Genomic DNA, 13,235 nt, shown 5'->3' with positions numbered 1-13,235 from the left:
GAATGAATCGGACTATTTTAATGAAGAATTACAGGCTTGCACTGTATCTGGGACTAGCTATGGCATCGCCGGCAGTTCTTGCACAGAAAAAAGATACTGTAAAAACGACCAAGGACAAAACCGAAAAAGCTGATGTTTCATCATCAAAAAAAGCTAAAAAAATTGACGAACTGATTAAGAAAGGGACTTATAAAAAAGGACTTTTCAATACTATTCAGGTAAAAACAGACCTTTATTTTGAAATTCCTGACAGTTTGATGGAACGCCAGTTTTTGGTAGTGAACAAGCTTTCTCAGGTGCCATTACAGGTGAATGAGGCAGGTTTGAACAAAGGAATGAATTATGAAAATAAGATCATTTCTTTTCACAGAGACAGAGTGGCTAAAAAGGTATGGGTAAGAACTTCTGAAGCTAAGGTATCTTCTCCTAAAAATGATGCCATTACAAAATCTGTTAAAGATAACTTTTCAGGATCTGTCATTGAGGTTTTTGATATTGAAGCCCAGAACAATGATTCTACTTCGGTAGCCATTAAAGTGAATAAGGTTTTTGACGGAAATCAGAAAAGCTTTAATGATGTGTTGGCTAATGTAGGTCTTGGCGGATCAGTAAAATCAAGTCTTTCCTTTATTGATGGAGTAAAAACATTCCCGGAAAACCTTGTGGTGAAATCTCAATTAACTACTTCTGTAAATGAAGGTGGAGTAGATTTACCGGTAACACTTGGAGTAACCAGTAACCTGGTATTGCTTCCTAAAATTCCTATGAAACCAAGGATTGCAGACGCAAGAGTAGGATTCTTTAGTGAAAAGCATTGGTTTTTTAATGACCAGCAGCAGAAAATGGATGAGAAATTTTTCATCACTCGTTGGAACCTGGAGCCTAAAGACGAAGACAAGGAAAAATATCTGAGAGGTGAACTCGTAGAGCCTAAAAAACAGATCGTTTATTATATAGATCCTTCAACACCAAAACAATGGCGTGAGAAAATCATTGCCGGAGTTCATGACTGGCAGGTTGCTTTTGAACAGGCAGGTTTCAAAAATGCAGTGATTGCTAAGATGCCGGATGAAAAAGATGAAGATTTTGATATTGATGATGTAAGATATTCTGTGATTACCTATGCAGCGTCTCCAAAGTCTAACGCGATGGGACCATCTGTAGTGGATCCGAGAAGTGGGGAGATCATTGAAGCGGATATCATCTGGTGGCATAATGTAATGACTTCTCTTCAGGAATGGATGAGAATTCAGATAGGCCCTATCGATCCGAAAGCGAGAGCCAATAAATTCAGTGATGAATATATGGGAGAAGCTATCCGTTTTGTATCATCTCATGAAGTGGGACATACTTTCGGACTAAAGCATAATATGGGATCTTCTTTTGCATTCCCTGTAGAATCGCTTCGTTCCAAAGAATTTACAGATAAAATGGGTGGTACGGCACCTTCCATCATGGATTATGCACGTTACAACTACGTTGCCCAGCCGGAAGATGGTGTTACAGCCATCACTCCAAAAATTGGAATCTATGATAAGTATGCTATTGAATGGGGATACCGTTGGTATCAGGATGAATTCGCAGAGAAAAGAGCATTAAAAAATCTGATTGATAAACATGAAGATGATCCATTGTATTTCTATGGTGAACAGCAGAGCTACCTTGAAACCATAGATCCACGCTCACAGTCGGAAGATTTGGGTGATGATGCCATGAAAGCCAGCGAATACGGAATGAAAAACCTGAAAGTTGTATCTAATAATCTTTTAAAATGGACCTATGAAGACGGAAAAGATTATACGGATGCAGGTAAATTATACATGGGTGTTATTGGACAATGGGATCTGTATACAGGACATGTAATGGCAAATGTAGGTGGTATTTATCTGAACAATACAGTTTTCGGAAACAAGAAAAAAGCCTATGAAGCAGTTCCTGCTGAAACCCAGAGAAGAGCGGTTGATTATTTGGTTAAAAATTCAATTCACCTTCCGGAATGGTTATTCTTTAATCCAATTACGGAAAAGACCTATTCGGTGAAAAATTCACCAATGGGACCATTTGAACAGACGCCATATACCCTGGCAAGAGGAATGCAGTATGCCAATATCTATTCCCTGTTTATGGATGACCGATTGCTTAGACTTCTTGAGAACGAATTAAAGCATGAGGTGTCAGGTTCTAAAGATAAGATCTACACTGTAGAAAACTTATTTGAACAAGTGAGAACAGCCATTTTTAACAAGAAAGGAAGCCTTACAATGCTTGAGAAAATGGCCCAGAAGAATTACGTGGATGCATTGATTGTTTCGGTGAACAAATTATTCGAAAAAACAGCCGTAAAAACATTGAAAACAGATCAGACGCTGAATATGCCAATGATCTGCAACTATCATGAAGAAGGTAAAAACCTTAGAAACATCAATTATTCATCCATGAAGAGAGTATCTGAAGTTACGACGTACAAGAGAGCAGAGCTTCAAAAAGTTCTGAATATAATGAACAACACCAGATACAGAGGTGATGACGCTTCAAGAGCGCATTACACAGACTTAATTATTCGTATTGAAGAGGCTTTAAACAAATAAACAGCAATGAAAAAAACTCTAATCCTTTTACCTCTTTTAGCGGCCCAGGTTGCGTTGGCTCAGGAAAAGAAGACCATTACAGGAAAGATAGAAGACGGTAATACTTCCAGCGTAATTGCAGGAGCATCTGTAAAAATAGAAACACAATCCGTTTCTACTAAAACGGATCTTACGGGAATTATCGAAAGTGTATCAGTAGGTACAGTAGCCGATAAAGACGGGAAATTTATACTGGAAATTCCGGTAGATACAAAATCTATTCTGGTAAGCTTTCCGGGATATGAATCCCGTATTATTTTGATTAATGAAGATAAAACCAATTATACGGTAAGATTGGTACCTGAAGTTTCAGATAAAAATAAAATTCAGGAAGTTATCATTACCGGATATCAAAAGATAGAGAAACGTAAACAGACTTCAGCGGTTGCTACGGTAAAAATGGATAACATCAGCCAGGCTGGTGTTGCGAGTGTAGACCAGATGCTATCCGGACAGATTGCCGGGGTAGTGGTTACTCCGGAAACAGGATCTCCGGGAGGACCTGCGAAAATCAGAATCCGTGGAACAGCGTCTTTATCTGGTCCGCAGGATCCGCTATGGGTAATTGATGGTCTTCCATTAGAAGGAAATGATGTGCCCAACTTCAGTGATAAGGATAATATCGATCAGCTTCAGAACTTCTCTATTGCAGGGTTAAACCCGAATGATATTGAAGATATTACCATTCTGAAAGATGCTGCAGCAACAGCAATTTATGGGGCAAGAGCAGCAAATGGGGTAATTTCTATCACCACGAAGAAAGGAAAGAAAGGAACCATGAGATTAAATTTCTCTGCAGATACTTTCGTAACCGCTCGTCCTGATTTTGAAAAATTAAACCTGATGAATGCATCAGAGAAAGTAGATCTTGAACTAATGCTTGCCAAACGTGCAGATCTTACTTACCGTGCAGACAAAGGAGAAGTGATGAGGATTTTAACTCAAAACAGCCAGCTTAACGATTTTAGGAATGGTGGACTTGATGCCTTAACTCCAGTCACACGTAATCAAATCAATGCGTTAAGAAATAACACTACTGATTGGGGTAAATTGTTGTACAGAAATGCCATCAATAAACAATATGGAGTGAGTATTTCCGGAGGTGGAGAAACTTCAGATTACTATTTCTCTTTAGGATACTATGATGAAGAAGGTACAACCATTGGTACTGGATTTAAACGTTATAACCTTACTTTAAAGAATAATTATAAGTTAAGTGATAAGTTAACGGCTGGGATTTCTGTTTTTGGTACTCAAAGTGAGAAAGAATCATTTATGACGGATGCAGATGCTGCAGCAAGCCCGATTAATTATTCAAGAAATGCCAATCCATACATGAATCCGTTCAACCCGGATGGAAGCTACAGATATGATAAAGATATCGATGGTTTCGCAGATACGTATATTCCTTTCAACTTCTTAGAAGAAAGACAGAATACAAGTTATACATTGAAAAACCATTCATTAAAGGCTATTTTAGATTTAGAATATAAAGTTTCAAAAAATCTGAAATTTACTTCTCAGTTGGGGATTCAGTATGATACCAATAAGACGGAAAAATATGCCGGACAGGAGACGTATTTTACAAGAAAGATGAAGGAAGGAACCCGTTATTATAAAGACGGAGGATATAAATATTTCCTACCTGCCGGAGACGTTAAACAAAACTGGGATAATGATTTCTTCCAATACAACTGGAAATTACAGGGAACCTACAATACTAAAATCAATTCTGTACATGAAATTGATTTGATGGCAGGAACAGAGCTTCGTAAGACAGAAGATAATACAACCCTTACCAGAGCTTTTGGATATAACAAAAATACAAGAACTGCAACTCCGATTGCTTTCCCTAGCTCCAATTTTGCAGCAGAGAAAAAGTACGAAACGTATCGTGAAATGCCACCAGTAGAGAATGCTTATGCATCCATGTTTGCTACGGCTTCCTATACATACGATCAGAAGTATACGTTCTTTGGAAGTGTAAGATATGATGGTACCAACTTATTTGGGGTCAACAAAAAATATAAATATCTTCCGATATGGGCTGTTTCAGGTTCATGGCTGGTAACGAAGGAAAACTTTATGCAGAATATAACTCCTGTTTCCAACCTTAGGCTGAGAGCTTCTTATGGTCTTCAGGGAAATATTGACCGTAATACTTCACCATTCTTTATTGGTGAATACAATTATGCCAATATTCTTCCGGGAATGAGAGAAGATGTAATTAACGTAATCAGCCCGCCAAACGATAAACTTCGTTGGGAAAAAACAACAAATGTCAACTTTGGTCTTGACTTAGGGTTGTTTAAAAACCGTATCAATCTTACTGCTGATGTATACAGCAGAAAAGGAACAGATATGATCAGTATGAAGGAAACTCCGCTTGAGTCGGGATTTGAATATACCATGATGAACTGGGGAAGCCTTACGAACAAAGGTTTTGAATTGGCTTTATCTACCAGAAACATAGACAACGCAAACTTCAAGTGGTCTACTACCATCAACTTTGCTCATAACAAGAGTAATGTGCTAAGTGAGCAGCCTCGTGACAATGCGATGCTTCCATCCAGAGAAGGTCTTCCTGTAAACGCAGTGTTTGCTTTAAAAACTGCAGGAATGGATGCCTATGGAAATCCATTATTCTGGAAAGGAAATGAAAAGGTATCTGCCGAAGAGTTCTTCAAATTGTATGACGTATATGCAGACTTCCTTCCCGGGCAGTTTGTAGATACAAAATTAACAAACAAAGAACTGAGAAACCTATTTACTTACGTAGGAGACAGAGATCCTAAATTTACAGGAGGGATCATCAACAACTTTAAAGTGAAGAATTTTGATCTGACTATTGCTGCAACATTCAACTTTAAGCAGACGGTGATGCGTAGCCCTTCTTACCGAGGAATGGATTTGGACAGAGGAAGAAATTATACAAGAGAAGTTAACGAAGCTGGAGGTTCATTACCGGGAATTACAAGTCCGGATATGGATGCTAATCCAAATGGCTGGATGGCTAATAAATGGTTTGCGGGTAACCGTTCCAATACATATGGATTGCTTGATATATGGGCTAAGGAGGTAAGTTATCTAAGAATCAGCAGCATTCGTCTGGGTTATACATTACCAAAAGAGTTTACGGCTCCTATGGGAATCAATAGCCTTAGACTGAGCGTGGAAGGACGTAACCTGTTTGTATTCAGTAATGGATATAAAGGATTTTTTGATCCGGAAACGTATGGTAATATTTATGCACAGCCTATTGCTAAATCGGTTACAGTAGGATTTAATGTTTCTTTTTAAAACTTAAAAAAATGAAAAAAATAACAACTATTATAGCATTAGCCGTTATCAGTTTTACCACTGTAGGATGTGATAGATTTTTGGATATTCAACCTGAAGGAAAAGTAATTCCAACTACTGTTGAAGATTACCGTAAAGTTCTTACATCAGCCTATGCAAAATATCCTGCTCACAAGTCTTTATCAGTGCTTCGTACCGATGAGGTAACAATCAATGAAAATATTAGCGATTTCAATGTATACCGTGAAATTGCAATGTGGAAAGACACAAACAATGATTCTGCAACAGCAGAGTTTCCATGGGTGAAGTTTTATTCAGTGATCTTTTATCTGAATCAGATCATCAATGAAGGAAGCAAAACAATGGCAGACTCTCCTGAAAAGAGACAAATCCTTGCTGAAGCTTATGCACTGCGTGCTTATGCTTATTTTGATATGGTGAATTTATATGCGAAACCATACAATAGTGCTACAGCTTCTTCAGACAGAGGAGTTCCTATCAGTCTTGAAATGGATATTGAGGCTGTATTGAAACCATCCAGCGTGCAGGAAGTATATAACCAGATTCATGCAGATATGAGCAAGGCAGAAGGTTTTATGGTAGAACAAAAGCAAACTGCCGGAATCAATTACAGATTTTCTAAGATTGCATTAGTTGCTTTACAGGCAAGAACAGCTCTTTATCAGAATGATTGGAACAAAGCGTTATCCTACGCAGAGCAGGCATTAGCGATGAAAGGAGACTTGGTTGACCTGAATGCAAGCAGCACACTGCCTCATCATTATATGTCTGTAGAATCTATTATGGCTTTGGATGATGTATTTGACAGTGCTGCACAGAACTTATCTTTTGCATCTTCTGAGCTGATGTCAAAATTCAACAACACTGCAGATAAAAGGTTTAAACTCTATTTTGAAAAAAATGGAAGCCAGTATAAAATCATTAAAAAAGGAAGCTCAGAATTTAAAGTATCCTTCAGAACTACAGAAATGTATTTCATAAAATCGGAGGCTCTTCTAAAACTGAACAAACTTGATGAAGCAAAGGAAATCTTATCAAAAGTTCTTAAAAACAGATATACTCCGGAAGGTTTTACTGTTGTTCAGAATACAATAACTCCAATGAACACTGCAGACTTCATGAATTTTATCCTTGATGAAAGAGCGAGAGAATTTGCAGCAGAAGGACACAGATGGTTTGATCTGAGAAGAGCTAACCAGAAAGAAATTAAACATACCATTAACGGTAAGGACTATATTCTTCAGCAGAATGATCCGAGATATACAATAGAATATCCAATGAGTGCGAGGAAGAATAATCCTAATTTATAACAATACTTCATATTAACAACCCCTGAAACCGCTAGAATTTAACCGTTCTAGCGGTTTTTTTGTACTTTTGTATTTATGAAAATTGCCATTATAGAAGATGAGCTGCTGGCTGTTAATTATCTAAAAGATCTTTTGGATAAACAAAGCATCATTCCCGTGACGGAAATAGAAGTTCTTCGTTCTAAAAAAAAGGCAATTGACTTCTTTGAAAATAACTCTGTAGATCTTATTTTTATGGATATTCATCTTGGCGACGGGATGAGTCTGGAAATCTTTGAGCAGGTAGAGCTTTTTACTCCCATCATCTTTATTACAGCATTTGATGAGTATGCAATGCGGGTTTTCAAACATTTTACCATAGACTATGTGCTGAAACCTTTTGAAGAAGAAGATCTTCATCAGGCATTACAGAAATTTGTTTCCATCAGAAATAATTTCGATCCGGAACCTTTATTGAAATCCATTTCTACCTTGCGCCAGGGAGAAGATACTGAGATGATGAAACGTTTCATGGTAAGAGAAGGCAATAAATTGAAATCTGTAGACGAGCAAAATACAGCCTACTTCTTTGCTTCCGGAAAATACCTTTTCCTTACTACAATGGATAATCAAACCTATATTTTTGATGATACCATTAAAGATATTATCCAAAAACTGAATCCACAGGTTTTCTTTAAAGTAAACCGAAAGTTTATCATCAATAAAGAAGCGATTACAGAAATCATTAAACATTCAAGTCAGAAAGTAGAATTAAAACTTTCTCCCAAGCCTGAAGTAAGTGATGAGGTTTTTATCAGTAAAATGCAGATCGCTGAATGTCTGAACTGGCTGAAGAACTAGGAGGACAGGAAGCCTGATGCTGGAAGAAGGAAGTTTTTGAAGTTAGAGTATATAATTAAGTCTTTTATTAATTTTTTACACTTTGTCATTCCGACGAAGGAGGAATCTCAATATTGTGACTCCTTTTTTTATCATATTTCTGAATTATTTTCTCAGTTATCTTTGCATTAACCACAAAAGGCACAAGAGCTTTATTTTTTTAACACTTTAGAAGCTCAAAATAATATGTCAGAAAAGACCACTAAAGATGAAAATCTTTTGTGACTATTTTATATTTTTTCATTCCAACGAATAATCTCAATAGTATCATTATATTCTTGATTTTCAAGCATTATATTAATTTTTAATTACCATTATTAGGATTCATCAAACAACAAATAAGAGTTCACCGTACAACAATAACCTCCAGCTTCCAATTTCTCTTCTCTTTATTTTTTTTCGTATTTTTCCACCTAAAACTAATTGATTAAAAACGGAACTATGAAAATATACTTATTTCTTGCTTTAATGTTTTCAGGCATAGTATTTTCACAAAAGATACAGCTGAAAAAAGATAAGATTCTATTCAATGAAAAGGAAGTGGGAATCCTGAAGTCGCCTTACAGAGATCATTTTGAGTTTTATAATCTGGCTAATGAGAAGGTTTTTGATGCCGACTTAAAAGGAGTTACCCTGGCCAAAGAGCAGTTTCTATATTATCTGGATATGAAGTCTGCAGATGGAAAAACAACTCAGATTCCTTATGAAGTACTCACTACCTCATTTAAGGTGGATAAAATTGTAGCCCATCAATTGGCTGTAAAATACCATCTTTTCAATGAAAATGGGTTTGATAAAGCAGAACTGGAAAAATTCTTTACCACTCCAAGAGAAAATCTGGGGGATAAATATCTGGCTGCAAAGACCAATAGTATTGCTGAGGATAATGCAAGAAAGAGTAGACTGGATAACATCAGAAGTCTTTATAATCCAAGAATGGGGTCAAACGGAGAAATTCTTATCAATAGCGGAGGCTACCAATCTAAAATTATTGGATATTCAAAAGCGTTTAATTGTGCAGGATTCAACAATGCAGGACCATGTCTTGAAGTAAGTGATCTGGACGGTGTGAAGGTGGCTTCTATGTATCAGACTAATCAGGGATTGAAAACGTATTTGGTAAGAACCTTTGATCATAATGAATTTACTTTTACAGCAACGAGACCTTATGCCCCTTCAGATTATGCATTTATCAATGAGTTTGTTGCTAATCTTTTTATTGAAGGGTATACCCTGGAGCATCAAGCTTACTATAAAAATCAGGAGCTTCATCATGCAAAAATGAACGATGCCGTGAACCGGAGCATCAATTTATATGATGTTCCTGGATATCTGGTTGAGAAATCAGGAAAGAAAACAGAAGGAACGATTACGGTTTGGTTTGAAATGTTGGATCCGGAAAGAACCGGACAAAAATTACCTCAGGACGGAGCAGATCGGTTTGGACAGCGTGTAACTCTGAAGAAAAGATTACCAGGGATGAATAGTATGGCAACCAAAATATATGATGCCGACTCAGGAGTGCATTTCTGTGTTTCCCAAAATGGAAATGAAGAATGTTATTATGGATTGGATGTAAAAGGAGAATTCATGAAGAAGTTGCAGAATTATGGAAGTATGTACGGAAATAATTCTTACTTCTACAAACTGATTGCTAAAGAGAATAAGATTATGTTACTACAGGATCCTGTAGAGCTGCAGAAGTATGTCATCAAAACAGACCTGCAGCCTAAAGGACAAATGCTTGATAACAGATCAAACGACAAACTTTCAGAAAAGCTGGCAGATTATCTCAAAGATTGTAAAACAGTCTCTGATCAATTAAAAAAGGAAAGCTTTGATCTTAAAAATGAACAAAACCTGATACAGATTATTTCAGATTATAGTAAATGTAAGAAGTAACTGAATAGCAATACAAAATAATTGAATCCGTCAATAGATTAATTCTTCTATTGCCGGATTCTTGTTTCTACAATAGAGTAGAAACCTTCAAATTCTCTCTTCCAGTCTAATTAAATAACCAATTTCAGTGAATTCTACTTTTTTGATAAATTTTCCCGAAAAAAATATAATGCGTCAAGTTTTGACGTTGAGGACCTATACTTTTGTTTCAGAATTAAATAACAAGCTATAATGACTGTACACGCGCTTATCCTAAGGATGTTTACCATTTCTAATCTATCAGATGATAAAGATTCATACCTGTGGTAGTAAACAATTTTACATTTTTTTATCACACAATATAACACGTCAAGTTTTGGCGTCAACCCCAAATAGCTTTGCTTAAGAATCAAACATCAAATCACAAAATCATAACCATCCATGGATAAACCAAATGAAAACAAAATAAAAAACCTCCATCCATTGATAAGGAAAGAAATCACACAGATAGTAAAAGAATGTGATGAAGCCCTTATCGGGGGAGCAAAAGTAAGAATTACCCAATGGTTAATATTCTTTAGAAACCTGCTCCATTTTGAGCGAAGCTTCATCTGGAAAGGCGAACGAAAGATCAAAGCATCCTGGAGAAACTTACAAAATTTACCAAAAGATAAAGACGGATATGTAATTTTCACCCAATAATCCCGGGATTATTTCACCGTGAAAATCAATACTACAATCACCCGGAATGATTGTACAGGAAGGGTTTTGTCTTTTCCGGAAAAAACAAACCTCTTCTCATTGAATCGTTGAAGAAATCTGAAAAACTCTGAATAAGAAAATTATTGAAGAAGTTAAGATGTATGAAGAAATATCAAATTGAATTTTTAAGAAAACGCTCCTTAAAAAATAACCAGGCTTATTATTCTTAAAGCCTTCATTGACCTTAAGGGTTCGGAGTCCTTTTCAGTTTTACCAGACTTATCATTACTGTCGTCTTATCTTTTATTAACACCAAAAATAACAAAAATGCCACAAAATATTCCATCGGGAAGCTTACCAACAGCTCCCGACAGCAAAGGGCTTAACGTGCGGCCTGATCTTCTGCCGGAATCTTTCTTCTTCCTGGAGAAAGGAAAGCAGTTCTCGCAAAGCTCTGCCGGAAAATTTGGAGCTAATGGTACTGTATTCAGGACCACCTCCAAAATAAGCGACTACACTGGCAAAGTATATACTATTTGCCAGGGACAGGTATTTTTACAACCTTGTGGAACAGATTCCACTAAAGTAAATGCGATCCTAAAGCCTTTTAGTCAGCCGATTAAAGGATTAGCGATCAAATATATCGTATACAGAGGTCTGAACAGATTAGATTTCTTTGACAATAATCTCATCATCAATAATGGAACAGGAGTAACAGGTTTTGTAGATGTCATCAGAAAAGAATTTACAGGGCTCTATAATATGCTGGGAATTACTGTTCCTCCGTTTACTGCTCAGTATATCGGGTATCCGGCAGGAACGAATCAGTCAGCAGAAGATCTAATTGATGATTATTTCCTTAAGATCTCGAAAGTTCAAACTACCGGAACCACCACTACTGAGGTAGATTCCAAAAAAGCTTTTGAACTGCCGATGATTCCAAGAGGAACTCATCTTGGAAATGTTTCGGGAGAGCTGGGAATTGATATCGTCTTGAATGAAGGGGATTATACAGTAGCGAACGATCCTAATCCTTTTAAATTGAACCTGGCTTTTGCCCGCAAACCTGACCATGTTTTAGATCAGGCTGTTGGTAGCAATGCTTTTCAAAAGAAACTGATCAGAGAAACAGCCACCCAGTTCCTGGATATTGCAGCTTTTTATGGTTTGCATACCCAAGGGAAAGGGAAGATCCATATGAGTGATAACTCTGTTCTGCAAACTCCTGATGCTATTTATAATCAGATTCAGAGTTTCTTGACAGCGCGAACAACGTATTTATATATTCAGGGTAGCAGACAAAGATCTTACAACTTCTATGGGAATCATAGTGTAAACCCAGATAATAGTAATAATATTAAAATAGGTACAACGATTAATAATCTTTCAGAAAAAGTTTTTGAACAAGATTGGCCTCTTCAGATTTTAGATAATGTATCTTCTTTGGCGATTAAATTGACAACAGATAGTAAAGAAGGATCTGCATTATATGTTAAACAAGGAAATTTGAATAGTGTTACTAACCACGAAGATTATTTTATTAGGGAAAAAAATCTTTTACAAGAAAACGTTAGTGATGAAGAGTTTACCAAACCCATTGTATTTGATATTTCTAAAACTTCAAATGGGATTAATATAGCTTCCTTTATTCAGCTAGTTTATGAAGGGAAAGTAATTCCTTTATTGACAGAAATCACTCCTTCGACTCCAAACACAACTCCCGAAAAAGAGATTTGGAATTTGAAAGATATCGATGATATTTTCGGATTAATTAATGCCAAGCCTCGTATTCAATCAAAATCGAGTAATGAGGTCCATTATGTGATTGATCAAAATTTATTACTCATTGATTTTGATAATGAATTAAAAGGAAAGGATATCGCGACAGTAACAACAAAAAGAGTAGAAGACCTCGTATCTAAAGACGATTCAACTACATTAATGAGGGTTACATACGAAACACTATTAAATAACATTCGTCAGAATGTTAGTGGATTCTTTCAAGGTAGAACTGCATATCAGGATAATAGTAATAGTGGGACTATTACATATAGTGACAAAATAAACAACTTTTATCGTCCTGAAAGTCCTTATTATTTGAATAAAGTTATTTATACTGATTCTGAAGGTAATATCATGAATGGTCTGTCTTTACAAGTAGAAGAAGGTACTCTTCCTAGTAAAAAATTATTGGGAATTACTGATTTTGAAAATCAAAAGTTAGTTGATATCATAGAAAATAAACAATTAAATAATCCCAAATTTTACTTCAAAAATGAACTTTCAGATGAAAATACCTTTTATACATCTGTTGAAAAGATCCAATATAAAAAATATAATTTATCTGTGATTGGGGAAACACAAGAAGGTAAACTTACTGTTGTAAGCCCAGATCAAAAAATTTATGTAACAACTACAGATAATCTGGTTTTTTCTACTGATGAATATGCAAAATGGATGCCTTTAGTCGTGTTAGCAAGTGATAGTAATGTTTATGAGAAAATAAAATCATAAG

7 protein-coding genes are annotated in these 13,235 nt (G+C 36.1%); all 7 read left to right on the top strand.

The window, feature by feature from the left end:
* The first annotated feature begins 2 nt into the window (after window positions 1–2).
* The 7 genes from BLS98_RS14850 (at window position 3) to BLS98_RS14820 (ending at window position 13,234) form a co-directional block, all read left to right on the top strand.
* On the top strand, window positions 3–2,588 hold the full coding sequence (locus BLS98_RS14850) for a zinc-dependent metalloprotease (protein WP_089737274.1): 2,586 nt from the start codon (window positions 3–5) through the stop codon (window positions 2,586–2,588).
* 6 nt (window positions 2,589–2,594) lie between these two features.
* Window positions 2,595–5,927, top strand: a complete 3,333-nt coding sequence (locus BLS98_RS14845) for a SusC/RagA family TonB-linked outer membrane protein (RefSeq protein WP_089737273.1) — start codon at window positions 2,595–2,597, stop codon at window positions 5,925–5,927.
* Window positions 5,928–5,938: 11 nt separating this feature from the next.
* Window positions 5,939–7,258, top strand: a complete 1,320-nt coding sequence (locus tag BLS98_RS14840; protein WP_089737272.1) for a RagB/SusD family nutrient uptake outer membrane protein — start codon at window positions 5,939–5,941, stop codon at window positions 7,256–7,258.
* Between the two features lie 75 nt (window positions 7,259–7,333).
* Complete coding sequence (locus tag BLS98_RS14835) at window positions 7,334–8,098, top strand: LytR/AlgR family response regulator transcription factor (RefSeq protein ID WP_089737271.1); 765 nt, start codon at window positions 7,334–7,336, stop codon at window positions 8,096–8,098.
* Between the two features lie 480 nt (window positions 8,099–8,578).
* Window positions 8,579–10,039, top strand: coding sequence for a hypothetical protein (locus BLS98_RS14830; RefSeq protein ID WP_089737270.1), 1,461 nt, complete (start codon window positions 8,579–8,581; stop codon window positions 10,037–10,039).
* A gap of 420 nt (window positions 10,040–10,459) precedes the next feature.
* Window positions 10,460–10,720: a hypothetical protein gene (locus BLS98_RS14825; RefSeq protein ID WP_089737269.1), complete on the top strand. Its 261-nt coding sequence runs from the start codon at window positions 10,460–10,462 to the stop codon at window positions 10,718–10,720.
* Between the two features lie 327 nt (window positions 10,721–11,047).
* Window positions 11,048–13,234, top strand: a complete 2,187-nt coding sequence (locus tag BLS98_RS14820) for a hypothetical protein (RefSeq protein ID WP_089737268.1) — start codon at window positions 11,048–11,050, stop codon at window positions 13,232–13,234.
* Window position 13,235: the final 1 nt, after the last annotated feature.

The organism is Chryseobacterium jejuense, assembly GCF_900100075.1.
In the GTDB taxonomy this organism is placed as follows: Bacteria; Bacteroidota; Bacteroidia; order Flavobacteriales; family Weeksellaceae; genus Chryseobacterium; species Chryseobacterium jejuense.
This window is presented reverse-complemented; position numbering and strand designations above follow the sequence as displayed.

Coding starts and splice junctions, on each gene's coding strand:
- BLS98_RS14825 (WP_089737269.1), top strand. CDS start 10,460: ATGGATAAACCAAATGAAAACAAAATAAAAAACCTCCATCCATTGATA.
- BLS98_RS14850 (WP_089737274.1), top strand. CDS start 3: ATGAATCGGACTATTTTAATGAAGAATTACAGGCTTGCACTGTATCTG.
- BLS98_RS14845 (WP_089737273.1), top strand. CDS start 2,595: ATGAAAAAAACTCTAATCCTTTTACCTCTTTTAGCGGCCCAGGTTGCG.
- BLS98_RS14830 (WP_089737270.1), top strand. CDS start 8,579: ATGAAAATATACTTATTTCTTGCTTTAATGTTTTCAGGCATAGTATTT.
- BLS98_RS14840 (WP_089737272.1), top strand. CDS start 5,939: ATGAAAAAAATAACAACTATTATAGCATTAGCCGTTATCAGTTTTACC.
- BLS98_RS14820 (WP_089737268.1), top strand. CDS start 11,048: ATGCCACAAAATATTCCATCGGGAAGCTTACCAACAGCTCCCGACAGC.
- BLS98_RS14835 (WP_089737271.1), top strand. CDS start 7,334: ATGAAAATTGCCATTATAGAAGATGAGCTGCTGGCTGTTAATTATCTA.